16 protein-coding genes are annotated in these 24,065 nt (G+C 70.7%); 8 read left to right on the top strand and 8 right to left on the bottom strand.

Features of this window, described 5'->3' with window-relative positions; all coding sequences use genetic code 11:
• Positions 1 to 97: 97 nt before the first annotated feature.
• From K8640_RS17060 to K8640_RS17080, 5 genes are all read right to left on the bottom strand, one after another.
• The gene (locus tag K8640_RS17060) at positions 98 to 571 is read right to left on the bottom strand and encodes a spore coat U domain-containing protein (protein ID WP_223747976.1); all 474 of its coding nucleotides are present in this window, start codon (positions 569 to 571) and stop codon (positions 98 to 100) included.
• The gene (locus K8640_RS17065) at positions 555 to 2,864 is read right to left on the bottom strand and encodes a fimbria/pilus outer membrane usher protein (RefSeq protein WP_223747977.1); all 2,310 of its coding nucleotides are present in this window, start codon (positions 2,862 to 2,864) and stop codon (positions 555 to 557) included. The genes K8640_RS17060 and K8640_RS17065 overlap by 17 nt, the downstream gene beginning before the upstream one ends.
• Positions 2,861 to 3,640, bottom strand: a complete 780-nt coding sequence (locus K8640_RS17070; protein ID WP_223747978.1) for a molecular chaperone — start codon at positions 3,638 to 3,640, stop codon at positions 2,861 to 2,863. The genes K8640_RS17065 and K8640_RS17070 overlap by 4 nt, the downstream gene beginning before the upstream one ends.
• 15 nt (positions 3,641 to 3,655) lie before the next feature.
• The gene (pru, locus tag K8640_RS17075; protein WP_223747979.1) at positions 3,656 to 4,183 is read right to left on the bottom strand and encodes a fruiting body spore coat protein U; all 528 of its coding nucleotides are present in this window, start codon (positions 4,181 to 4,183) and stop codon (positions 3,656 to 3,658) included.
• Positions 4,184 to 4,480: 297 nt separating this feature from the next.
• Positions 4,481 to 6,349: a glycosyl hydrolase family 18 protein gene (locus K8640_RS17080; RefSeq protein WP_223747980.1), complete on the bottom strand. Its 1,869-nt coding sequence runs from the start codon at positions 6,347 to 6,349 to the stop codon at positions 4,481 to 4,483.
• Between the two features lie 402 nt (positions 6,350 to 6,751).
• On the opposite strand from K8640_RS17080, the gene K8640_RS17085 reads away from it, so the two are divergent.
• Positions 6,752 to 10,054: a bifunctional serine/threonine-protein kinase/formylglycine-generating enzyme family protein gene (locus K8640_RS17085; protein ID WP_223747981.1), complete on the top strand. Its 3,303-nt coding sequence runs from the start codon at positions 6,752 to 6,754 to the stop codon at positions 10,052 to 10,054.
• A gap of 8 nt (positions 10,055 to 10,062) precedes the next feature.
• On the opposite strand, the gene K8640_RS17090 is transcribed toward K8640_RS17085, so the two are convergent.
• Positions 10,063 to 11,517, bottom strand: a complete 1,455-nt coding sequence (locus tag K8640_RS17090; protein ID WP_223747982.1) for a hypothetical protein — start codon at positions 11,515 to 11,517, stop codon at positions 10,063 to 10,065.
• Between the two features lie 311 nt (positions 11,518 to 11,828).
• Between K8640_RS17090 and K8640_RS17095 the strand changes: the two genes are divergently transcribed.
• From K8640_RS17095 to K8640_RS17115, 5 genes are all read left to right on the top strand, one after another.
• Complete coding sequence (locus K8640_RS17095) at positions 11,829 to 13,325, top strand: sigma-54-dependent Fis family transcriptional regulator (RefSeq protein ID WP_223748033.1); 1,497 nt, start codon at positions 11,829 to 11,831, stop codon at positions 13,323 to 13,325.
• A gap of 40 nt (positions 13,326 to 13,365) precedes the next feature.
• A complete protein-coding gene (locus tag K8640_RS17100) occupies positions 13,366 to 13,845 on the top strand; it encodes a hypothetical protein (RefSeq protein WP_223747983.1) in 480 nt (159 codons plus the stop codon).
• Positions 13,846 to 13,855: 10 nt separating this feature from the next.
• Positions 13,856 to 14,659, top strand: a complete 804-nt coding sequence (locus K8640_RS17105) for a DUF4347 domain-containing protein (protein ID WP_223747984.1) — start codon at positions 13,856 to 13,858, stop codon at positions 14,657 to 14,659.
• A 231-nt stretch (positions 14,660 to 14,890) separates the two neighbouring features.
• Entirely contained in the window at positions 14,891 to 15,886 is a 996-nt protein-coding gene (locus K8640_RS17110) for a hypothetical protein (protein ID WP_223747985.1), read from the top strand.
• Positions 15,887 to 15,997: 111 nt separating this feature from the next.
• A complete protein-coding gene (locus tag K8640_RS17115) occupies positions 15,998 to 16,744 on the top strand; it encodes a hypothetical protein (protein WP_223747986.1) in 747 nt (248 codons plus the stop codon).
• A 24-nt stretch (positions 16,745 to 16,768) separates the two neighbouring features.
• Here the strand turns inward: K8640_RS17115 and K8640_RS17120 are convergent, their stop codons facing one another.
• Together K8640_RS17120 and K8640_RS17125 are read right to left on the bottom strand one after the other, a co-directional pair.
• Complete coding sequence (locus K8640_RS17120) at positions 16,769 to 17,512, bottom strand: NIPSNAP family protein (protein WP_223747987.1); 744 nt, start codon at positions 17,510 to 17,512, stop codon at positions 16,769 to 16,771.
• A 172-nt stretch (positions 17,513 to 17,684) separates the two neighbouring features.
• Complete coding sequence (locus K8640_RS17125) at positions 17,685 to 18,077, bottom strand: RidA family protein (RefSeq protein WP_074958353.1); 393 nt, start codon at positions 18,075 to 18,077, stop codon at positions 17,685 to 17,687.
• A 193-nt stretch (positions 18,078 to 18,270) separates the two neighbouring features.
• On the opposite strand from K8640_RS17125, the gene K8640_RS17130 reads away from it, so the two are divergent.
• Together K8640_RS17130 and K8640_RS17135 are read left to right on the top strand one after the other, a co-directional pair.
• On the top strand, positions 18,271 to 22,155 hold the full coding sequence (locus K8640_RS17130; RefSeq protein ID WP_223747988.1) for a kelch repeat-containing protein: 3,885 nt from the start codon (positions 18,271 to 18,273) through the stop codon (positions 22,153 to 22,155).
• Positions 22,156 to 22,202: 47 nt separating this feature from the next.
• A complete protein-coding gene (locus tag K8640_RS17135; protein WP_223747989.1) occupies positions 22,203 to 24,041 on the top strand; it encodes an OmpA family protein in 1,839 nt (612 codons plus the stop codon).
• The last annotated feature ends 24 nt before the right edge of the window (positions 24,042 to 24,065 follow it).

Below are 24,065 nucleotides of genomic sequence, written 5' to 3' on the forward strand. Positions count from 1 at the left end.
CGCGAACGACGCGGTCGCCCGGGCATGAGTGGGACGTGGAGGGGCGCGCCGCAACGTCCGCGAGGGACTCCGGCGCTCGGGCGCGAAAGCCGCCGCGTCAGAAGGTCATCGTCATCACGAGCGTGTCGGAGTAGGCGCCCGCCGGGACGGTCTGCTGCGCGGGGATGCGTCCGTAGATGGGCACCGTGACGTCGATGGCGAGCACGGGGATGACCGGCCCGTAGCGCGAGGTCCCCGACACGCCGTTGCCCCAGACGCGCAGCCGGGTCGCGTCCACGTAGAGGTTGTACTCGAGCGTATTGGAGGTGGGGCCTCTCATGCGCCGGTTCGTGAGGTTGCCCGAGTGCCCCGGGCCCAGGTCGATGGTCATCGGCGTGAGCTGCAGCAGGCACAGGTAGGTGATGCTCCCCACGGTGTCCAGCGGGAGCGGGGACGTGGGGTTGTAGTTGGCGAAGTTCAGTCCCACCGCGCTCCGAATCTGACACGCCGCCCACGCCTGCCCGGGTGTGAGCCAACACAGCCCCGTCAGCGCGAGCCCCCACGACCCCAGGGCCTCACCTCGACGACTCATCCACACACCCCACGGTTCCCAGGTCGATGACCTGGCCCGCGAGGGATGGGACCTCCAGTGTCGCGGCGCATCGTCCACCGGGGTGGGTGACGTGTGCCACGTGGCGTCCGGGTGGGATTCCCACCAGTTCGAACTCACCATGCCAGCCGATGGGCGAGCTGTAGCGCTGGCCGTCCACCACGAGCTCGAGCTCGCCGTGCGCGGGCGTGGCCTGTCCGCCCGCGAGCACCAGCGTGCCCCGGAAGGCGCGCACCGAGTCCACCTGGAAGTCGAGCACCACGCCGCCCCGTCGCCACGGCGCCACCAGCTTCTCCGTGGTGCGCACGTACACCTCCAGGGGGAGGTCCCCGTCGGTGAGCGACAGCCGGTTGGCGCCGTACGCCTGCAGCCGCGTCACCATCAGCTCACCGCGCGAGTCCGTATGGCCGATGAGGTGGTTGTCCAACCGCACGCCCACGCCCTCCACGCCCTCCACGCGCACCAGCGCGTAGCCCTGGTCCACCGCGCGCGTGGCGTGGATGCGCCCGCCCAGGGCCACCAGGCCGCCGGACACCTCGGCGGCGCCCACCAGCACGCCCTGGCGCCACTCCGCGCCGCCCGCATAGCGGCCCACGTCCGTCTCGTACTCGACGCGCGCGAGCGCCCGGTCCTGCCGCCCCGCCTGCGCCTGGACCTGGAAGCCCAGGCCGCCCTCGAGCGGGATTCCCCGTGACAGGTCCACCGCCGTGTCGCCGCCGCGCTGTCCCTGCGTGTGACCCACCGTGCCCGAGGTCCTCGCATCCAGGATGGCCGTCAGGTGCACCATGCCCTCCAGCGCCGAGGGGCCGCGGGACTCCTGGTTGCGGCTGGCCGAGAAGGAGAGCATGGCCCGGTCCATCACCTGGGCGGACGTGGACGCGCCCAGCCACGTCGTCCACCCGCGGCCCTTCCAGCGCGTCACCGCGGCCTGTCCCCCCAGGCTCACGCGGCTGCCCAGCGCCACGAAGAGCGAGCCCCCCGCCTCCAGCCTCGGGTGCGCCCCCGGCGCCCGGCTCGCGTTGGCGTAGTGGGGGCTGAGCGCCCGCGTGAAGAGCGAGCCCCCCGCCCACCGGCCCTGGAGCGAGTAGCCCAGGCCGGCCGCGAGCCCCGTGCGCCGCTCGCTGACGCTCAGCGCCTGCGACACCTCCAGCTCCCCCAGCGGCAGCTGCAGCCACTGCACCGCGCCCGTGCTGACCAGGTCCGGCGACAGCTCCAGCCGCACGCCCGGCGTCAGCCACGACGTGGCGCCCATCCGGAAGTGGCCCAGCATCAGCGGCCGGCCGTAGTCGAAGCTCTCCGTGGCCAGCGACTCGCGCTCGACGCCGAGCGACAGCTGGTAGTCGGCCACCCCCGGCGCGAGCAGCTGCGCGCCCAGCGAGTACGCGGCGCTGACCTCGCGCGTGCGGCCGAAGGCGTCGCGCACCACGTAGCGCGCGGTGCCCTCGCCGCGCGGCACGGCCAGGTTCTCCAGCCGGTAGGGGCCCGGCGGCAGCTCGCTGCGGCTCACCAGGCGGTTGTTGACGTACACCTCCAGCGTCGACGGCGTGGTGACGTCTCCGGCCAGGTCCTGCACCGGGTTGCGCACGAAGTAGGGGTTGAGCTCGAACGCGCGCAGCACGTGCGCGCCCGCCACCACCGCGCCGCCTCCCAGCACGCCCCCGTAGCCCGTGGCCTCGCCGGCGATGGCGCGCAGCATGTGCTCGGGGAAGTCCACGGTGAGCTGGCTCAGCCCCCGCAGGGGCGTGGCGCCGGGGTTCCAGCGCGCCTGGGTGGTGAGGAGCACGCGGCCCAGCGACGCGCCCGTCTCGCCGAACAGCGACACGCGCGCGTTGCGGGCATGGGCCGCGTAGTTGACGAACGCGCTGGGGCTGCCCGTCAGCGCGTAGCCGGGCGGCGCCGCGGGGCTCAGGTTCACCCGCGTGGTGGCGAAGGCCCAGGCGGGCAGCTCGCACACCAGCTCCGTGGTGCGCTCGTCCAGGTGGAAGCGCGCGCCCAGCGACTGGAGCGAGACGTAGTCCTGTCCCTCGATGCGCTCCACGCCCGCGCCCAGCCTCCCCACGTCGACGCCCGCGGCCTCCAGCGCCACGACGGGCATCAGCACGTCCTCGCCCCGCAGCCTGGGGAAGACATCACCCCGGGGGACACCGTTGAGCGTCAGCCCGACGACGATGGGCGCCTGGACGGTGGCGGGCTCCACCGCGCGCGCACGTCCCCCGTGCAGCGCCAGCATCAGCGCCAGCGCCGCCCACGAACACCTCGCTGTCGCACGGCTCATGGGACGGTGGGCGCCACGCAGGGGACGGAGGCCTTCACCGGCGAGGACTGGCGGAACACGCCCTGGTCCGTCTCCACCTCCACTTCCAGCGAGCGGATGCGCTGGCACTGCTCCGCCGGCGTCTCCAGGGCGAAGACGCGCGAGCCGCCCGACAGCACGTACCAGCCGGGCTCCTCCTTCTCCACCAGCCGCTGGCCCTTCTCATCCAGCCCGCGCACGCGCGCCTGGCGGATGAAGAAGCTGACGGTGCCCGGGTTCTTCACCCGGAAGTGGAACCGCGACTGGCGCAGGTCCACCTCCTCCACGCGGGCCTGGAGGTCCTTGTGCTGGGGCGCGACGAACACCGGCACCGAGACGCGGGTGAGGATCTTCAGGCCCATGCTCGGTGGCACCGGGCCGAAGGGTGGCAATTCCTCCACGATGAGCCGGAAGGTGCGCTCGGTGTCCCGGGGAGCCGAGGAGATGCCCACCCGGATGGGGCGGGACTCCCCCGGCTCCAACGTCAACATCGACGGGAAGAAGAACACCTCCTGCGTCGGCTCGAGGCTCATGCGCCCGGTCTCGTCCTGGGTCCACGTGTGCATGGACGCCTGGAAGCGCGTGGTCTCGTCGCCCAGGTTCTTCACCGTCACCACCACTCCTCGGGCGCCACCGACGAGCTCCAGGCGCACGGGGTTGACCTCGACGGAGGCGGCGAGCCCCGGGACGGGCAGCGCGAGGAGCCACAACGCCCACCAGCGCAGGTGGCGGGCCCAGGAAGACAGACGCGGATGCATGGTGCCTCGGGTGGCTCAGAAGGTGATGGTGGCGACGACGGTGTCGCTGTAGGTGCCGGACGGGACGACCTGCCCGCGCGCCACCGTGCCGTAGACAATCACCGGCGTGGACAGGCCCGTGCCGATGTACGGCAGGCCCGTGCCCGCGGTGTTGCCCCACACCACCAGGCGCGCCAGGTCCTGGTAGAGGTCGTAGGCCAGGTAGTCATTGGAGTTGGTGTTGCGCATGCGACGGCGCGGCACCGCGTCCGTCGAGCCCGTGGCGGCGTGGGTGCCCTGGCCCAGCGTCACCACGGCGGTGCCCAGCAGGGTGCACTGCACCGTCAAGGTGCCGGTGCCCAAGAGGTCGATGCCGCCCGCGGAGTTGATGACCACCGGGTCGTAGTTGCCGAAGTTGAGCGTGCCGGAGTTGATGGTGCACGCGGACGCGACGGTGGCCGTCACGGTGAGGTTGGCGGTGGCCGTGGCGGCGTCGGCGCTCGTGGCGGTGAAGAGGGCCGCGGCGGCGGTGGCGGCGGCGAGGGTGCCTTGAATGGCTTTCATGTGAATGGCTCCAGCGGCGGACGGGGGAATCCCTTCCGTGGCGTCTGGCCATTGCAGACTGGGCGCCAACGCCCGTGGCGCCAAGGCGGCCAGGCGTGGGGCGCCTCGCACTTCACGCTCGCGGCGTGGAGTGCATGGCACTGCCGGCCCCGCGGGGCCGCGGACTTTCCACCGCCTGTCGTCCGCCGGGGCGAGGGAACCCCGGGCGCGCCTCGGGTCGCCCGGGTGTGCGGGCCCGGAGGGTGGGCGGGTTTCCCTCTCGGGCCCGCCGCTTTCCCTCCCGGGCCCCACGGGGACTCAGGGCTGGAAGGCTTCCTTCACGGCATCCAGGGGAGGATTGGCGCCGGTGGAGGGATTGGTGCAGCCCTGGTTGAGGGTCCAGATGATGGTGCCGCCGAAGCCGTTGGCGCGGGCCCACGCTCCCTTGGCGGCGATGGCCTGCGGCGAGTCATACGAAATCCACCGCACGGTGCCGTCCACCACGGGGCGGGTGAAGGTGACGTAGCTGGACTGGGCCGCCGCGTCCCAGCGGTAGGTGCCGCTGGCGGACAGCTGGAGGATGCGCGCGTAGGTGAAGTCGTTGTCGCTGCCCACGTAGTCGGACCAGTCGGTGTAGGGCTGGTAGGGGCCGGTGATGTTGCGCCAGGCCATGCCGTAGAAGGGCATGCCCATGCCCAGCTTCGCCTTGGGCAGCCCCGCCGCCACCCAGGCGTTGAGGCTGGAGGACACCGACGTCGGATGCGTGCCGGACTCGCCCGTCAGCGCGGAGCTGTACCACGAATCCCAACCGCCCCACGGGCCGGTCATCTCGTACGTCATGACATTCATCTGGTCCATGTAGGGCACCAGGTTGGTGAACCACGGGTCCGCGTCCTCGGGGAAGTTGGCGTTCACCCAGTTGATGGGGATGGTCATCAGCATGTTGGGCCGCGCCGCGCGCAGCTCCCGCACCAGTGCCAGCAGGTTGGGCTTGTCCTCCGGCTCGATGGGCTCCCAGTCGATGTCCAGGCCGTCGTAGCCGAAGCTGTCCATGGCGGCGAGGAGGTTGCTGACGAAGCGGGCGCGGTTGGCATTGGAGGCGGCGCCCACCCAGCCGTCGTGCTCTCCGGAGCCGCCCACCATGATGAGCGCCTTGCGGCCCGCGGCGTGCGCCCGCGTGGACAGCGTGCGGGCGATGGCCGGCCCGTTGTCGTTGTCGAACTGGGTGTTCACCGTGCCGTCGGGGTTGGGCGTGACGCGGCCGACCAGGATGTGCGTCAGGGCGCTGAAGTCCACCTTCTCCGGGGGGTACAGGTCCGCGTTCCAGCCGGTGTAATAGCCAGACACCCACAGCCCGCCGCCGGGCGCGGCGCTGACGGTGACGGTGGCCTCGGCGGACCGGCTGGGGTCCGCGAGGCTCTGGGCCACCACGTGGTACGTCCCGGGCGTGGCGGGCGCGGTGTAGACGCCCGCCTGGGTGACGGCGCCGCCGGCGCTGCCCTCGCGCACGCTCCAGAGCACCTGGGTGTTGGTGGTGCCCGTCACCGTGGCGACGAAGGTGCTGGTGCCGCCTGGGGGCAGGGTGACGGCGGGCGGCGAGACGCTGACCTGCACGGGCGCGGGCCCGTCCGAGTCCTCCAGGCGCACCTCGTCGAAGTAGAGCGTGGGCAGCGCCACTCCGCGCGTCTCCTGGAGCACCAGGCCCTTCATGCGCGAGCCGATGGAGAGCAGGGCCGACAGCGGCACCCGGCACGTCACCCAGGTGTTGGCGCGGATGCGGCCCCCGGTGCAGCGGGCGCCCAGGGGCGTGCCCGGCGTGAGCACGTTCTCCTGGAAGGCGCGCACCTGCACCGCCGCGGACTCTCCGCCCGTGCCGCCGTGCACGCGCAGGACCAGGGTGTCGGTGGCCGCCACCACCCGGGGCTCCGTCTGGAAGAACAGGCCTTCATTCGCTCGCATCGTCACGGAGATGGAGTGTCGTCCTCCGGAGACGGGCGAGGTGTTCGTCAGCGAGTGTTGCGCCCAGGAGAAGTCCTGCCACGGCGCCACCATGCCATCCAGGTATATCCAGCTCGTGATGGCCAGCCCCTGCTCCTGGGGGACCTCCGCCCTCGGCGCCTGCGCGTGTGTCTCCCAGGCCGACAGCAGCACCACGGCCATGGCCATCCATCCCACCCAGCGTTTCATGTATTCTCCTCTCGGGGCATGTCGGGCACCGCGCTCAGCAGCGGCGTCGCACGGGCCATGGGCCCCGGTGGCGGTCCGAGATGGACGGGCCACGGGAGGCAAGCTGGGTGAAGAGCCCCCGGCAGCAAACCCCGCCCCCAGTCCCAGACGGCGGCCGTGAGACGACATTCACGCGGCGACTGGGACAATGAATGGCGTCAATCCCTTACAGCAGGCGCCCCTCGTCTGGGATTTCAGCCGCGCTCTGTCGGCTCCAGGGGTGGTGATTCGGACCCGGCTTGCCCATGGCGTCCCGGCCTGGGTGGGCCCGGGTGGTCATGGCGCCTGTCGGCCGGTTGGCCCTAGCATCCTCGGGCGAGCCGCGACCGGGACACATGAGGAATCGCTGGGGGTGGGGCGGACATGAGCAAGTGGGGCTTGGGCGCGTCGCCCGAGGCGACCGATGATTTGCTCTCCACGGGTTGTCTCGTGGAGGGCTTCCGGGTGCTGCGGCTGCTCGGCGAGGGCGCGTCGGGGCGTGTCTACCTGGCGCAGGACCTGTCCTTGGGGCGCCACGTCGCGCTCAAGCTCCTGCGGCCGGAGCTGCTCGGTCCTCCTGGCGCGGAGCGGATGTTGGAGGAGGCGCGCACCACGGCCCGCTTCAACCACCCCCACATCGTCACGGTGCACGCCGCGGGCGTGTTCAAGGGGCAGCCCTACCTCGCGCTGGAGTACCTGGAGGGGCAGACGCTGCGGGAGCGGATGTCGCGCGAGCGGCTGTCGCCCGGGGAGGTGCTGCGAATCGGGCGGGCCATCGCGGACGCGCTCGCGGAGGCGCATCGCCACGACATCATCCACGCGGACCTCAAGCCGGAGAACGTCTTCCTGCCGAGGGATGGGCGCCTGCGCGTGGTGGACTTCGGGCTCGCCCGGCACGCGGGTACCACCGCGCAGGCCGCCTCGGGGACGCCCGCGTACATGTCCCCCGAGCGCTGGCGGGGCGCGCCTCCGTCGCCGGCGATGGATGTGTGGTCGCTGGGGGTGATTCTGCACGAGCTGCTGGAGGGGAAGCGGCCGGTGGAGGACGCGCACCTGGCGTCGTTCGCGTTCCAGCCGCGTCCGCTCCCGGGGCCGGCGCCGCATCTGCACGGGGCCTCGCTCTTCAAGGATTGCCTGGCGCTCGTGCCCGAGGCGCGGCCCACGGCGCGGGCCCTGGAGCAGGCCCTCACGCAATGGCTGGAGCCGGTGCGCGCCGCGCCGGGGGAAGGGGAGGAGGGCGCGAGGGCGCCGTTCCATGGGCTGCGCTCGTTCGCCGAGGACGAGGCGGAGGACTTCTCGGGACGGGAGATGGAGGTGGGGGCGCTCGTCGAGCGGCTGCGTCAGGACGCGCCCGTGGTGCTGGTGGGGCCGTCCGGCATCGGCAAGAGCTCGCTGTTGCACGCGGGCGTGGTGCCCCGGCTGCGGCAGATGGCGCGCTGGGAGGTGGTGTCGCTGCGCCCGGGCGCGCGTCCGCTCGCGAGGCTGGTGGAGGTGCTCGGGCTGAAGCGGGAGCTGGCCGAGACGTTGTCCGTGACTCCGGGGGCGCTCGTGGGGCTGCTGCAGGCGCGTGCTCCCGGGCCCGCGCTCCTGGCGGTGGATGCGTTCGAGGAGGTCTTCACGCTGGGGGCGCCGGAGGACGCGGTGGCGCTGGCGCGGTGTCTCGCCGCGGTGGCCTCGGCGGGCATCGGGTGGCGGGTGCTGGTGGTGCTCCGCGACGACTACCTGGGGCACTTCGCGCGCGTGGAGCACCTGGGGGCATTCCTTGGCCATGCCTTCGTGGTGGGGCCGTTGTCGCCCGGGGCCCTGGCCGAGGCCGTCACCGGGCCGCTGCGGCGCGTGGGGTATGCGCTGGAGGACGGGCTGGTCGAGCGCATCGTCGCGGATGTCCGGGCCCAGCCGGTGGGGCTGCCGCTCCTGCAGGCCACGTGCGCGGCGCTCTGGGAGCGCAGGGCGCGGGGGCCCCGGCTGCTGCGGACGAGCGTCTACGAGGAGCTGGGCGGCGTGGCGGGGGCGCTGGCGGCGCAGGGGCGGCAGCTGCTCGGGCAGCTGTCGGCGCGGGACATCCACACGGCGCGCCTGTTGCTGCTGGAGCTGCTCACGCCCGAGGGGACCCGGAGGCCCCGGCTGCGCGAGGAGCTGGTGGAGACGCTGGGGGCGGGGGCGAAGCCGGTGTTGGACGCGCTGCTGTCACACCGGCTGGTGGTGGCCTCGCGGGACGTGAAGACGGACGGGGCGCTGGTGGAGCTGGCGCACGAGGCGCTGGCCACGGCGTGGCCGGAGCTGGCGCGCTGGCGGCAGGAGTCGCGGGACGAGCATCAGCTGGTCAGCGAAATCGACCAGGCCTCGGAGCTGTGGGACCGGCGGGGGCGCAGGGACGAGGAGACGTGGGGCGGGAGCGCGCTGGACCAGGCGTTGCGCCGTCTGTCGGAGGGGCAGGTGCCGTTGGTGAGCCGCTCCCGGGCGTTCTTGGATGCGGGGAGGCGGCGCGAGCAGGGGCGGCTGCGCAGACGGCGGCTGGGGTTCGTCGCGGGAGGGTTGTTGCTGGTGCTCGCGACGGGCATCGGGACGGCGGTGGTGCTCGCGTTCCAGCAGAGCCAGCGGGAGGCGACGCGGCGGCAGCGGGAGATGGAGCTGATGTCCCTGGACCAGGGGGACTTCGACCTCGTGCTGGAGCTCTTCGACTACGACGCGGGCGCGCTCGCGTGGACGCGGGTGCCCGTCACCGAGCCGCTCCGGTGGAGCCTCGCGCCCGCGGAGGTTGGAGGCGAGGGGCCCGCGTATGACGACACGCGGCTGACGCGCCATCCGGGACAGGTGGATGGGGAGGGGGCCTGGCGGGAGCGGGTGCAGGCGCCCTCGAGGGCGGCGTGGCTCACGGTGTGGCGTGGGGCATGTCCGCCCTCTCGGGTGCGGCTGCTGCGATTGCCGGGGTATGCGCAGCGGGCTCGGCGCGAGGCGCTGAGGCTGCCGGTGCCCACGTGCGCCGCGTCGCGGGCCGGGCAGGTGCCCGTTCCGGCGGGGTGGTACTGGCGTCCGGAGGTGAGGCCCGAGCAGGAGGTCCGGGTCCACGTCGACGCGTTCTCGATGGACCGGACGGAGGTGACGAACGCGCAGTTCCAGCTCTTCGAGGAGCACATCCTTCCCCGGGTCGGCGGACAGCGGGAGGTGCCCCCGAAGCATCCGAAGTATGCCCATGCGGCGGAGGCGTCCCGCCCCGTCTCGGCCATCGACGCGGAGGTGGCCGAGGCGTTCTGCCATTTCCTGGGCAAGGCGTTGCCCACGTATGAGGAGTGGTCGAAGGCAGGGCGCGGCGGTGAGTTCCTGGACGCGGACGGGCGTGTGCCCAATCCCATGCCCCGGCGACAGACGGTGTGGGGTGATGACAGGCGTGTGCCGCCGGCCAACCTGAATGGCGAGGATGTGTTTCCGACGCTCGCGCCCGTGGGGTCGTTCCCAGAGGACCTGGGCCCCTACGGCATGGTCGACCTCGCGGGCAACGTGGCGGAGTGGACCGCGACCGATGCGACGGAAGGGGACTTCCCGGGCTACCGCATGGTCGCCGGGGGGCGGTGGGACGCTCCCCCGGAGGCGCAGCACCACTGGCTCGTCTGGGCCAATCACAAGTCACCCCGCAGCTTTGAATTCGGCATTGGGATGCGCTGTGTGGAACGAGGGCGGCGACGATGAGTCGCGGCTTACGCGTGCTTCTGGAGCGGACGGTAGATTCGGTGTCGCGCCATGCTGCCTCGGAAGGGGACGGCGAGGGCGCTCCACATCGGGTTGGCGTCGTGCATCTGCTTGAGCTGACGAATCATGCGCGAGTGGACCGACGGGATGTCGGCGTCGGGCGTCAGGCCGGCGACCACCGCCGCCGCGACGAGGTGCGCGGCGTACGTCCCCTCTGCCAGCTCCCCGGCGAGCTCCACCGGGCCGCGTGCCAGTCCCCTGGCGAGACGATTGACGCGCGCCTCGTCCTCGTCCCGCCAGTTCTGGATCTGCCCCAACGCATGTCCCTCGAGCGCGGCGGGACGGTAGGTGACGAGGACCTGGGCGACGGCATCCGCGGAGCTCTTGGCCAGCTCACGCGTCACGGAAGCCCCTTCGAGGTCGAGCTTCCTCCCGTTCAGGTCCGTATCCACCTCCCGCTCGATGAGCTCGCCCCAGGCCGTCCCGGCCGCGAAACGGAGCTTCTGGACGGTCGCCGCCGCCAGGTAGCCCCGCAGGACGTCCGCGGGATGGGTGTCTTCGGAGGGGCCATCGCGCCGAAGGACCGGCCCACCTCCCCAGGCCGCGTTGAGCCCTCGGAAGTAGCCCACCAGGCCCAGGCCCGCCGTGGGGCCCATGTTGAGGATGCCGAGCACATCCGCGGCCGACTCGTCGATGCGGTCCGCCCAGTAGGTCGCGAGCGAGGGGAAGCTGCTCTTGAGCTGGTCATACACGGCGTTGGAGAGCTCCGCCGTCAACCCCGAATCCGCGTTGAGGATGTCGTGTCCCGCCGCCTCGTGAGGCAGCGCGGCCCAGCCCAACAGCCCTCGCCGCGCATGGGCCGGTGGAAGGCTGACGATGCCCGCCTGTATCCCGAGCACGCTCGAGGTGGCATCCACGGGCCAGGTGTAGGGGCCGAAGTCCGGGTTGCCCCACTTCACCAGCGGCGGCAGCACACCCAGGTCTGGAGGGAGGACTCCCCTGCGGTCCTCGGCGCTGAGGAAGCCATCGACCAGGTCGCTGACGACCTCCTGGAATGCATCCGTCGCCACAGGCTCGTAGCGCTCCGCGTTCTGGAGGACCGCGTGTGCCGCGTCCAGCAGGAGTCCCGCGCTCCCCTCCCGCCTTGGGTCCTGGTGGAGCAACTGCGCGAACCGGGCAGGGCCCAGCTCCGCCACCTTGTTGAGGAGCGGCTGGTAGAAGGTGTCCCGGTAGGCGGCGGGAAGGGTATCGCGCGCGGCGGACAGTCGACTGAACAGCGTCTGATAGCTCGTGGGTTCCATCGGGCCCGGGTCGCCATCCAGCGCCGCGTCGCGAGCGTCCATCGTCAGCTCGCGCAGGTTGTGATGGGTTTTACGCGGCGAGAAGAGGGAGTCCTCCTGCTCTCTGGTGGAGGAGGACAGGGAGGGCACGGGGGTGATGGGCATCTTCTTGAGTCGTGACATGGGTTCCTCGGTGGAAGGCCCCGATGCTCGGCATCCTGCGGGGCCCACGTCACCGTGAGAGCAATCACCATGCCTTGACACGCGGATGGTTGATGCAGACGTATGTGAAACGGCCGGGCGACATGTCTGTCAACTTCCGTGGACAACGCCTCTCGTTCCCGTCAAACGCCGTGGACGCACCGTGCGGATGCGACGCCAGTGTCCTCCCTGGGCGGGACGTGGCGTGGTCCCTGCAATGACTGTCCGAGCCCATGCGCTCCCTCTGGCTCGCCAGCATTGCCGTGCTTCGAACGGGTGGTATCGTGACTGACATGGTCACCCCCGAGGCTCGCATTGCCCGTGAGCGAGATTTGTATCTCGCGGTGCTTCGCGTCATGGATGCACCCAATCCCCTCCAACCCCTTCAGGATGTCCTGACCTATCTGGTCGAGCTGGCCGACGCGCAACGTGCGGGTCTCGAACTGTATGGAGATGGCTCGGTCGAGCGCCGGGAGTGGTCGCTCTTCCATGGTTGTTCGGAGCTGGAGCGCGAGGAGATTCGCGAGCTGACCTCTCGCGGAATCGTCGCGTCGGCCATCGCCGCTGGCAAGTCCGTGCACACGGCGCACGCACTGCTGGACGCACGCTTCTCCGGCTCCGCCAGCGTCAAGTCCCAGCGATTGGAGGCGGTCCTCTGCGTGCCCCTGGCGGGACGACTGCCGGGCGTCCTCTATCTCGAGGGAAAGCGCGGTGCGGGGCCCTTCTCCGAAGAGTTGGTGATGCTCGTGGAATCCGTGGCCCACTTCCTGGGCACGGCCGCCGAGCGGGCCCTGCTCCAGAACAAGGGGCGTGGGGATGACCCGACCCACCCCTACCGGCAACGCTTCCAACTGGAGGACATCGTCGGGCGGAGCCCGGGGATCGCACAGGTGTTCGCGCAGCTCGCCGTCGCCGCACCGCTCGACGTGACGGTGATGATCAGCGGCCCTTCGGGGACGGGGAAGACCCAGCTGGCGCAGGCGCTCCACGTCAACAGCAAGCGCAGGCTGGCGCCATTCGTGGAGCTCAACTGCGCGGCGGTTCCGGAAGGTCTCTTCGAGAGCGAGTTCTTCGGGGCCTTTCCCGGGGCCTTCCCTGGGGCGCGCCGGACCATCGGAAAGGTGGAGGCAGCGGAGGGCGGGACGCTCTTCCTCGACGAAATCGCCGAGATTCCCCTGGCTGCGCAGGCCAAGCTGCTCCAGTTGCTCCAGTCCCGACAGTACTTCCCGCTGGCCAGTCCCAAGCCCTTCAAGGCGAATGTCCGCCTGGTGGCCGCGAGCAACGCCAACCTGGAGCAACTCGTCCGCGAGCGGCGCTTCCGCGAGGACCTCTTCTACCGGCTCAATGTCCTGCCTGTCCGGATGCCCTCACTGGCCGAGCGGCGCGAGGACATCGCCCCCTTGGTTGAGGCACTGCTCGCGCGGCTGGCCGAGGAGAATGGCTTGCCGAGATTGAGCCCCTCTCCCGCGTGCTTCGCCGCATGCGAGACGGCGGAATGGCCCGGGAACATCCGTCAGCTCCGGCACCGTCTGGAGGCCGCGCTCATCCGTGCCAGCGCCGAGGCCGCGACGTTCCTGGAGCCACGCCACTTGTTCGAGTCGGCAGCCGTTTCACCGGCCGGAATCATTTCATTCCATGAAGCAACACGCCGCTTCCAACGAGACCTGCTGCGCCGCGAGCTGGAGTGCGTGGATTGGTGTGTCACGGATGTCGCCCGGCGGCTCGACCTGACACGCCAGCATGTCTACAACCTGATGAAGGCTTTCAGTCTGACACGGGAATCCAAATAAGCAGACAGTTGAAGTCCCACCCGCAGTCCCGGAGTGCCCCATGCCCCCGACGCCGTTCTACGATGACTCCACCCAGACGCCTCAGAACTCGGTGCAGGATTTGAGGAACTGGTGGATGCCCACCGTCGAGAAGTTCCCCTCCAAGGGGTACCGGGCCTACAAGGTCCAGGTGAAGAGCACGATTCCGAATGCCTTCACGTTCGACTTGATGGCGCTCGACGGAGCCTCTCCCACGTGTGTGGGGTTGACGGTCGACCTCGGGAACCCCGCGGACGTGTGGCCGGGGCTGCCGTCGACGGCGGTGTTCGCACAGGTGGGCCAGTTCGGATACCTGCTGCTGTCGGAAGCGTACCTCAGGGGACAGCAGGTCACGAACCTGGACGCCTACTCGGATGGGAAGGGAAAGTGGCCCTTCGGCACCGACAGGCTGCAGCGTCGGGGGAACGCGGTCCGCGACGAGATGCTGCGCTCCATGTCCCTGCTGCTGGCGTCGCTGGCGGCCCTGCAGGACGAAGGGTGAGGGAGATGCCATGCACTTGACCATCATTGCGTATGCCTCGACCCTCGACTGGGAGGTCGAACGGGCCGTCTTCCTCGTGGATGAAGTGCGGGATGCCCGGCGCAGGTTCGAGCGCTGCCAGAAGGTGGAGAACCTTCAGCATGTCGTGAAGGAGGCGGTCAGCTTCGCCCGGGCGAAACTGAGCCGGCTGGACATCTTTGGTCATGGGCAGCCAGGGACGCTGACGCTCGGGGACTCGGGCGAAGACATCGTGACGCCCGATGAAGCGAGCTGGAAACACTTGCTGGCGCTCGATGGATTCCTCGCCGATACCGCCGAGCTGAGGCTGTTGGGTTGCGATACGGCGGTGGGAGTCGAGGGCCGGCATGTCCTGCAAGGGCTCCAGGCGGGCTTGTCGAAGAATGGCAAGCAGCGCACCGTCTGGGGGACCATCGCGACGCTCTCCAGCTTTGATTTCGGCCCCCAGGGATTTCGTGAGGCGGTTGCGAGCGCCTACCTGCGCTCCGCGTCACAACTGACGGAGCCGGCACAGGGAGTCCTTCGGTTCGGACTCATGGATGACAGCCTCCAGGAGGAAATCCAGGCGGGTCTGGCGTTGCTCCCCGAGGGGTATGTCCCGGCTGGGTTCCATGACATGCATGGAGCCATTGTCGAGGAGCGCTCGCAGAAGAGCGGGCGGCAGCTCACGATGCTTGCTGCGCGCCGATTGATTGCAATCAGCTCGAATCAGATGCGCGGAGTCGCGCTGTACCGGTGGGAGCCCACGGTGGCGCCACCCAGCAGGCAGGTCATCTTGAGCCATTCGAGCCGATGAGCTCGGGCCAGGGCTGACATGACTTCAAGGCAAGCGGTGGGTTGTGTTCGTTGAGTCCACGGACATGGGGGACGTGTCTCCATGTCCTGGGGGCAGTGCGTCCGTCGGTGCGGTCGGGCGCACTGCTGCCGGCGTGATGTCGATGCGGCTCCATGTGTCGCTTCCGGTGCCAGGGGTATCTCTTTTTCTGAGGCGTGTATGACAGAGTGGATTTCGTTCGGAGTTGCGTTCGTGGCAACGCTTCTTGCGATCATTGAAGAGGTGCTTGACCTCAAGGATCGTAAGTCGGAGCGTGGCAAGGTGAGGATTGTCGCTCAGTGTGTGGTGATTCTGGGGCTTGGAATTACTGTCCGTGAACGCCATGACGATGCGCGCCAGAACTTGAAGGCTGGGGAAACAGTAGCGAAGAAGCTGGAGGCGCTCTCCGCTCGCTATCCCGAGGGAGATAAAACGCTCAGGGAGGAAATCCGGGGGGTCGCGAAGCAGATCAGGGAGAGTGATGCGGCTCCTGGGATGTTGATGTATTCGGTCTACCTGAGTCTTCAAGATACGGCACTGAAGCTTGAGGGCATGGCGAAGGGGCTGCCAGCTCAGTTGGGAACAATCGAAAGTCTGGCTCGGAGTTCTGACAAGCATGCCGCCGCTGGAGAACTGGAGGCAGGCAAGGCGTATGAAGAAGCCCGGCGAGCGACGAAGGCGGCAGGTGATGCTCAATCCCAGGCCCGCAGTGCGACGAGTGAGGCGATAGCCGCGAAGAACGTGGCAGGTGAGGCAAGGAGCGAGGCGACGGCTGCGAAGAACGCAGCAGTGGAGTCGAGGAATGAGTCGACTCAAGCGAAGGTCGAGGCGACCGCCGCGAAGGTCGAGGCGACCGCCGCGAAGGTCGAGGCGACCGCCGCGAAGGGCCTGGCGGGAGATGCGAAGGTCGAGGCAGCCCACGCCAGGACTGAAGCGACCGCCGCCAAGCACGCAGCGCTCGAATCGAAGGAGGAAGCCACCCAGGCCAAGAATGAGGCTGCCGCCGCGAAGGGCCTGGCAGGAGATGCGAAAGCTGAAGCCTCCGATGCCAAGAACGAGGCGATAGCCGCCAAGAACGAAGCTGCTCGGGCCAGATGCGAAGCGGAGGTCACCGCAAACGGCTCGGCGGGCAGAACCACAGCCTCCTCGGGCACTTTGCCGGACACACCTGACGCAGGTCGTACCGACGAGGCCTCATCGGGAACGTGAGAGGAGCAGAGGTCTGCCTGGCCCCGTACTTTCGCGGCCTTCCAGGGTGCTCTGAATCCCAGGTTCCACTACACTTCCAGGAAACCTGTGACTCCCAGTTGGAGACGAATGATGTTCAGTGTCTTTCCGCGCACCCTGCGAAGCCTCGCCGCCATGGCGGCCCTCCTGTCCCTGACCGCCTGTGGCGACGACGACGACAACACTCCCGAGCCGCCCGGGCCCCTGGCGTGTGACGCCTCCACCTACGCCGAGGCCGTGCGCAACGCGGCGGAGCCGACGAGCGCCGACATCTCCACGGACCTGTGGGCCATCAGCCCGTCCAACACGAAGCTCGTCTGGAACGAGGACAAGACGGCCGTGCGCATGGCCATCTGGACCACGTTCCAGGGTTACACGGTGGGCCAGAACACGCTGACCCGCGAGGTGTGGGTCACCCCCGCGCCGCAGCTGCAGACGTTCTGCAAGACGGTGCCCCAGGACAAGCTGGTGGCGCGCGTCAACCAGTACCTGGGCCTGCCCCCCGCAGGCGAGAGCGACAACGGGCGCTACATCGTCGAGCTGTGGGTGAAGCCCTCGGACATGTTCCGCCCCTGCCCGGACTCGGAGATCGACGACGGCAGCTGCGGCCTGCAGTTCCCCGAGTCCGCCACCAACGAGCACAAGAACTGGATGAACGCGTACTTCGCCTCCAGCTACGGCTTCTGGCAGCGCACGCAGTACCCGTGGACCGGCCTGGGCTACACGTATGACTGGTGCAACGCCGACACGCACGTCGGCGCCAGCGAGTACGTGGTCCGCTCCGGCTCCATCGTCGACGTGACGGGCAAGTTCGAGCGCGCCGTCTACTGCGCGCAGTAGTCGCCGCACCGCCCTCCGGTCCGCTCACCTGAGCCGTGAGCGGGCCGTGGGCTCCAACTGCAACGTCTCCGGCTCCGCCTTCAGCTTCGCGCGCAGCCCGGGGCGCACCGTCTCCTTCCAGCCGAGTGAGCCCTCCAGCCGCTCCACGTGCGCGCGGTACGCCTCCCGACTCGCGAACCGCGTGAAGTAGACGACCACGTGCTCCCCCTCGCGCACGGGCAGCGCGGGGAAGGTGTTCGTCGCGTGCTCGCTCTGGAACACCGCCAGGGGCGTGGCCCCCGCCTTCGTCAGCTCCGGCACCAGCTTCCCCTCGACGTACTCCAGGAACGCCGCGTCCACGGGCGCGTCGCGGTGGAGAATCGTCGCCACGATGAGTGAGCCGGGCAGCTCGCGCGCCTCCGCTCCCGGGCGCGCCTGGGACGACGCGGGGAACCCCCGTCGACCCGGGAGCGGCCTCAACAGGAGCACGTTCGACGAGTCCAGCATCGTCGCGTTCGCGGCCTCCCGGTGCGCCTTCCACACCGGGCTGCCATAGAAGGACCTCAGCACCTCCTCGCGCGCCACCATGTCCGAAAAGCCGCGCAGCCACACGAAGCGCTCGGGCCTCGCCGCGTCACGGAACTGACCGACGAGCCGGGCGCCTCGCTCCTCCTGGCTCTCGATGAACTCCCGCTCGAACAGCGAGACGAGCACATCCCGCTGCCCCTCGCGCAGCGTGTACTGCCTCAGCTCCAGCACGGCGCAGCATTCGTCCGACGACGGTTTCACGGGCGTGACTCCAGCACCGGAGGCCCGCGGGAGCGCGTGGGCCGTCCACGTCAGGGACCCGCAGAGAACGAGGAGGGGCAGTCGCATCGGGCCTTCCGGAAGAAGAAGGCCCCACGGTACGGACGAACTAGGACAGTTCCGGTCCTCATTCGGACGGCCCGCGCCGCGCGGCTCAGGGCACGTAGGCGACGCAGTCGATCTCCACCATCAGCCCCTCGTCGGGGAGCGCCGACACCTGCACGGTGGTGCGCGCGGGGCGGTGTCCGGCGAAGACGCGCTCGTAGACGGCGTTCATCCGGCGGAAGTCCTTCATGTCCGTCAGGAAGACGCCGCAGCGCAGGACGTGCTGGAGGCTGGAGCCGCCCGCCACGAGGATGCGCTCGAGGTTTCGCAGCACCTGCTCCGTCTGCGCCTCGATTCCCTCCGCCTGCTTCCCGGTGGCCGGGTCCGTGGCGGCCTGTCCGGAGACGAAGAGCAGCGACTCCAGCTTCATCGCGGGCGAGTAGGGCCCCACGGGCTTGGGCAGCCCCGGCGCGCTCACGACTTCGTGTTTCGTCGACGTCATGGGTGGATGCCTCCTGGAGCCTGGGACCCCACATGACCTCCCAGGGCGAGTCAAGTGGGTCCGGTTCAAGGAAAAGCGTGATACAGCGTGCGTCGACACGCGCGGGTCCTTCCGCGTGGCACGCGCCCCGGCGCGTAGGCCCGTGATTCACGCTCGGGTCCTGGGAGGGTGACAGATGCAGTCGAGATGCGTCTTGCAACGCCTGGTCTTGATGCTGTGCTGTGCCGTGGTGTGGTCGTGCGAGCAACAGCGCGACCTGCCCGCGGCGGAGGATGCGCTCGCCCTGGCCCGGAGCTACTTCCCGGAGCTCGCCACGGACGAGGCCGCCCCCAGGCGCTTCTCGTCGTCTCACATGCCGGCCTCCGGCTCGGACGCGCGGGCGCTGACGGCCCGGCTCACCGGGAGCGGGACGCTGGAGATTTCCACCCGGGGGCTGTCCTTCCGGGTCGAGTCGTCGCCGGGTGAGGCCGACCACGGGACGCCGCGCCACGAGGGCGCCGTGTCGTACGTGGGCGAGCGGCACTTCTTCTTCCCGGTGGGCGGCTTCGCGGCGCTGAGCCAGGGCTGGCGCGGCTCGCGCATCGAGGAGGCCTGGGTGGTGGACGCCTCCGAGCCCACCCACCGCGCCGAGTACCGTGTCACGCTCCCGGCCACGGTGACGCGGCTGCGGGACACGGGCGAGGTCATCGAGTTCCTCGACGAGGACGGCTCGCCGGTGCTGCGCTTCCACCCGTCCGAGGTCCGTGACGCGGAAGGCACCTCCCGTCGCGGGACGGCGCGGCTGTCGGGCGTGCGCGCGAGCGCCGTCGCGAAGGTGTTCGACGTCGTGGCGCCTCAGGTGGGAATCGTCTCGGAGGTCGCGCTCGCGGGGCTCCAGGCGCCGCTGGTGGTTGACCCCGGCTGGTCCTCGACGGCGGTGATGGCGACCGCGCGGGCCCAGCATGCCGCCATCCCGCTGACGGATGGCTCCGTCCTGGCGGTGGGCGGCGTCAACAGCCTGGGCTTCGTCACCAGCGCGGAGCGGTTCGACCCCACGCGGGGCGCCTGGTCCGCCGTCGCGGCCCCGGGCATCACCGGCAATACGTCGGTCGGCGTGATGCTGCCGACGGGCAGGGCCGTCGCCTTCATGGACGGCAGCCTGACGGGGCGCCTGTACGACGCGACGACGAACACCTGGACCGCCACGGGCGCGATGTCCGCGAGCCGCTCGCTGCCGACCGCCACGCTGCTGTCCTCGGGGCAGGTGCTGGTGGCGGGCGGCTCCAGCCTGGCGACGGCGGAGCTGTACGACCCGACGACGAACACCTTCACGGCCACGGCCTCCATGTCCATCGCCCGCCGTGCCCACGTCGCCGCGCGGCTGCGGGACGGTCGGGTGCTGGTGGTCAGCGGCTTCAACCCTGGAGGTGGGAACGTCCCCAGCGCGGAGCTCTACGACCCCACCTCCGGGACCTGGACGCTCGCGGCTCCGCCCCTGGTGCCGCGTCATTACGCGACAGGGACGATGCTGCCCGATGGGCGCGTGCTGGTCGCGGGCGGCCGCTCGGGCGTGAATGTCGTCACGCACGCGGAGCTCTACGACCCGGTGGCCAACACCTGGACCGCGACGGGCGCGCTGCGGCTTCCCCGCAACGGCCACACGGCCACGCTGCTCCCGGATGGGAAGGTCGTGGTGATGGGCGGCTCGGATGACGCGAGGGTGGCTCAGACCGTCTCGGAAATCTATGACCCGGCGACGGGGACCTGGAGCGACGCGGGCACGGTTGCCATGGGCCGCGAGAACGCCACCGCCACGCTGCTCGTCACCGGGCAGGTGCTGGTCACCGGCGGCTTCAACCAGTCGGGTGGGCCCACGGTCTTCACCGCGGAGACGGACCGCTACGAGGCCTCCAGCTCCCGCTGGACGCCGGCCGGCGCGCTGGCGACGGGGCGTGAGGGTCTGTCGGCGGTGCTCTTGCCCTCGGGGCAGGTGCTGGTCGCCGGAGGCCGCGCGGACACGGGCGTGCTCGGCGACGTGGAGCGCTACACGCCCGCGAGTGACGCGTGGTCCGCCGCGGCCCCGATGAGCACGACGCGCGAGCGCGCCACGTTGACGCTGCTGCGCTCGGGACAGGTGCTCGCCGTCGGTGGCGCCAACAACGGCGGTGCGCGCCTGTCCTCGGCGGAGCGGTACGACCCGGCGACGGACACCTGGGTTCCCGCGGGGAACATGGCGGGCGCGCGCGATGGCCACACCGCGACGCTGCTCGCGACAGGCGACGTGCTGGTGACGGGTGGACGGCTCGCGGGCGTGACGGAGATCTACGACGTGGCTGCCAACACCTGGCGTCCGGTGGCCACGACTCCGGAGACTCGCACGAACCACGCCGCGGTGCTGCTGCCGGACGGTCGGGTGCTGGTGGCGGGCGGGCGCTTCAGCTCGACGTCGGTCAACTCGGTGGAGCTGTATGACCCGGCCCTGGACACGTGGTCCCCCGCCGCGTCGCTCGCGGAGGGCCGGGCCCACTTCTCGCTGACCCTGCTGCCGTCCGGGCGGGTGCTGGCCGCGGGCGGCCTTTCCCCCACGGCCGAGACGGCGACCGCGGAGCTGTACGACCCGACGACCAACACCTGGTCTCCGGCGGGGACGCTCACGACGGCGCGGGCCCATCACTCCGCCGCGCTGCTGCCCTCCGGGCGCGTGCTCGTCGCGGGTGGCGAGGGCGGGGGGAGCGTGCTGAACAGCGCGGAGCTGTACGACCCGGTGACGAACACCTGGCAGCCCGCGGCGAACCTGCCCGAGGGCCGGACGCTCTCGAAGCTCATCGTGTTGTCCACTGGCGAAGCGCTGACCTTCGGCGGGCAGGACGCGGGCGGTGCCTGGCTGGCGAGCGCCTCGCGCTACGAGGACACGGGCGCGCAGCCCGCCTGGCGGCCGACGGTGGCCACGCCGGACCAGGTCCCCATCGGCTGTCCGGTGCGCATCACCGGCACGGGGTTCCAGGGCATCTCCGGGGCCAGCTCGGGTGACTACCGCGACTCCTCTGCGGCCTTCCCGCAGGTGCGCCTGCAGGCCAACGAGGGCCGGCGGCTGTGGAGCCTGCCGGGCAGCGACATGTCCGCCACGGGCGTGACGGCCACCATCCCCGCGAGCGTGACGCCGGGCGCGTATGTGCTCTCCGTCTTCGCCAACGGCGTGGGCGGTGGACGCGTGGTGCGCGCGGTGACGAACACGGCGCCCACCGTGCAGGGCCTGACGGCCCTGTCGAGCAACGGGGCGCCCGCGGAGGTGACGCTGACGGGCACGGACGCGGAGGGCTCCGCGCTCACGTTCATCATCGTCACGCCGCCGGCGCACGGCACGCTCACGGGCACGCCGCCCGACCTCACGTACACGCCGAACCCGGGCTACATCGGACCGGACAGCTTCACGTACCGGGCGCGCGACTGCGGGCTCGACAGCAACGAGGCCACGGTGACGGTCGACGTGACCGATGACCCGCCGACGCTCACCTGTCCGGCGGACCTGGTGGTGGACGCCACGAGCGCGGCCGGCGCGGTGGTGACCTATCCCCCGGCCACGGCGTCCGACAACGGCGGGCCCGAGCCCACGGTGACTTACTCGCACCCCTCGGGCAGCACGCTGCCTTTGGGCGACACGACGGTGACGGTGACGGCGGAGGACGCGGGCGGCCAGCAGGTCACCTGCACCTTCCTGGTGACGGTGCGCGACACGACGGCGCCCACGCTGACGTGCCCCGCCGACATCCAGGTCCAATCCGACGCGCAGGGCGGCGCGGAGGTGACCTACAGCGTGCCGCCTCCGACGGACACCGCCGGCGCCGTCACCGTGACGACGTCGCACCCGTCCGGCTCGCGCTTCCCGACGGGCCGCACGCGCGTCACCGTCACCGCGACGGACGCCTCGGGGAACGCCTCCCGGTGCGAGTTCGACGTCACCGTGCAGACCTTCGTGGTGCGCATCGCCGGCGGCAGCTGCCAGGCGGCGGGCGGTGGAGCGAACCTGGCGTTGGTGGTGCTGGCGGTGCTCGCCGTGTGGGCGAATCGTCGTCGTGGCCGCGAGGAGGCGGGTCGATGAGCGCCTCGAATCCTCTCCTCCGACTCTTCAGCTCGAAGGACCTTCCCTTGCGTAAATCGGCACGGATGTGTGTGCTCGCCGCGGCGCTGGCCTCGGCGGGCGGAGCCTCGGCGCAGACGACCTCCACTCCCCTGAGCCCCTTCGACGCGGAGCGGCTGCGGCTGAACGCGTCGGCGGTGGACTCGCTGACGGTGGACACCGGGCGGCTGCTCAACGAGGGCGGCTACCGGCTCAGCCTGCTCGTGGGGTACGAGCGCGGCATCCTGGTGCTGGAGGGCAGCGACGGCAGCGAGCGCTCCATCCTCCACTACCGCACGTCGGCCTGGGTGCAGGGCGCGTGGTCGCCGGTGGACCGGTTGGAGCTGTCCGCGCGGCTGCCCGTCATCATCCACCAGGGCGGCCATGGCGAGGGCATGTACGTCGGCATCTCCACGCCGTCGTCCTCGGGCCTGGGCACGCCGGAAGTGGGCGCGCGCTACTCGCTCTTGCGTCGAGACGAGGGCGCGCCCTTGTCGCTCGCGGTGGGGCTCGACGTGGGGCTCCCGGGTGGACGCGCGAGCGCCTTCGGTCGACAGGAGCACTGGGCGGGCCTGCAGTTCTCGCCCCGCGTCTCGCTCGGCCGCGAGGTGGGCATGTTCGCGCTGGGCGCCAGCGCGGGCGCGCGCATCCGGTCCACGGAGGTGAACCCGGGCCGCGACGTGGGCACGGAGCTGGAGCAGTCCGTGGTGGTGGCCACGCGCGGCGAGGGGCTGCGCGGCGAGCTGGCGCTGCAGGTGGCCGAGTCGCTGGTGCAGCCCGACGTGGCGGTGGAGCTGCTCGGCGGCGTGCGGCTTCCCATCGGTCACGGCTTCGAGGTGAACGCGCTCGCCGGGAAGGGCTTCACGAACATCCCCGGCACGCCCGCGTGGCGGCTGGGCGCGGGAATCGCCTGGGCGCACAACCCCGCCCGCGAGGACGTCTGCCAGGGCGGACGCAAGCACACGCCCGAGCAGTGCCCGGACAACGACGACGACAACGACGGTGTGCTCAACAAGTCCGACCGCTGCCCGAACGAGGCGGGCTCGGCGGACAACGAGGGCTGCCCGGACCCGGACTCGGATGGCGACGGCGTGCCGGACCGGAACGACGCGTGCCCGAGCGAGGCCGGCAGCAAGGACGCGGGTGGCTGCCCGGACAAGGACGGCGACGGCGTGCCGGACGCGAAGGACCAGTGCCCGGACGAGAAGGGCACGGCGGAGAACCAGGGCTGCCCCGCCACGAAGGACACGGATGGCGACGGCGTCCCGGATGACCAGGACAAGTGCCCCGACCAGAAGGGCACGGCGGAGAACCAGGGCTGCCCCGCGGCGAAGGACACGGACGGCGACGGCGTGCCGGACGACGAGGACAAGTGCCCCGACCAGAAGGGCACGGCGGAGAACCAGGGCTGCCCGGCCGCGAAGGACACGGACGGTGACGGCATCCCGGATGACCAGGACCAGTGCCCGAACGAAGCGGGCGTGGCGGGTCGTCAGGGCTGCCCGGAGCCGGCGCCGGTGGAGGAGAAGCTGTCGCTGGCGGACCGTCGCGTCACCTTCACGGTGGGCCGCGCCGAAATCGAGGGCGAGGGCGCCAGGGTGCTGGATGACGTGGCCGCGCAGCTGAAGGCGCGTCCGGACGTCGCCATCCGCATCGAGGGCCACACGGACAACACCGGTCCGGAAGAACTCAACCGCACGCTGAGCCAGGAGCGCGCGGAGTCGGTGCGCGCCTACCTCATCAAGCGCGGCATCGACGGCAAGCGCCTGGAGGCCAGGGGCTACGGTCCGTCGCGTCCCATCGCGACGAACGACACCCCGGAAGGCCGCGGCGAGAACCGCCGCGTGGAGTTCATCATCAAGCGGTAACGGCAGGACCTGGAGGCCCGCGGA

This window comes from Myxococcus sp. XM-1-1-1, from assembly GCF_020037095.1.
Classification (GTDB): domain Bacteria; phylum Myxococcota; class Myxococcia; order Myxococcales; family Myxococcaceae; genus Myxococcus; species Myxococcus fulvus.

Coding starts and splice junctions, on each gene's coding strand:
- K8640_RS17060 (WP_223747976.1), bottom strand. CDS start 571: ATGAGTCGTCGAGGTGAGGCCCTGGGGTCGTGGGGGCTCGCGCTGACG.
- K8640_RS17065 (WP_223747977.1), bottom strand. CDS start 2,864: ATGAGCCGTGCGACAGCGAGGTGTTCGTGGGCGGCGCTGGCGCTGATG.
- K8640_RS17070 (WP_223747978.1), bottom strand. CDS start 3,640: ATGCATCCGCGTCTGTCTTCCTGGGCCCGCCACCTGCGCTGGTGGGCG.
- pru (WP_223747979.1), bottom strand. CDS start 4,183: ATGAAAGCCATTCAAGGCACCCTCGCCGCCGCCACCGCCGCCGCGGCC.
- K8640_RS17080 (WP_223747980.1), bottom strand. CDS start 6,349: ATGAAACGCTGGGTGGGATGGATGGCCATGGCCGTGGTGCTGCTGTCG.
- K8640_RS17085 (WP_223747981.1), top strand. CDS start 6,752: ATGAGCAAGTGGGGCTTGGGCGCGTCGCCCGAGGCGACCGATGATTTG.
- K8640_RS17090 (WP_223747982.1), bottom strand. CDS start 11,517: ATGTCACGACTCAAGAAGATGCCCATCACCCCCGTGCCCTCCCTGTCC.
- K8640_RS17095 (WP_223748033.1), top strand. CDS start 11,829: ATGGTCACCCCCGAGGCTCGCATTGCCCGTGAGCGAGATTTGTATCTC.
- K8640_RS17100 (WP_223747983.1), top strand. CDS start 13,366: ATGCCCCCGACGCCGTTCTACGATGACTCCACCCAGACGCCTCAGAAC.
- K8640_RS17105 (WP_223747984.1), top strand. CDS start 13,856: ATGCACTTGACCATCATTGCGTATGCCTCGACCCTCGACTGGGAGGTC.
- K8640_RS17115 (WP_223747986.1), top strand. CDS start 15,998: ATGTTCAGTGTCTTTCCGCGCACCCTGCGAAGCCTCGCCGCCATGGCG.
- K8640_RS17125 (WP_074958353.1), bottom strand. CDS start 18,077: ATGACGTCGACGAAACACGAAGTCGTGAGCGCGCCGGGGCTGCCCAAG.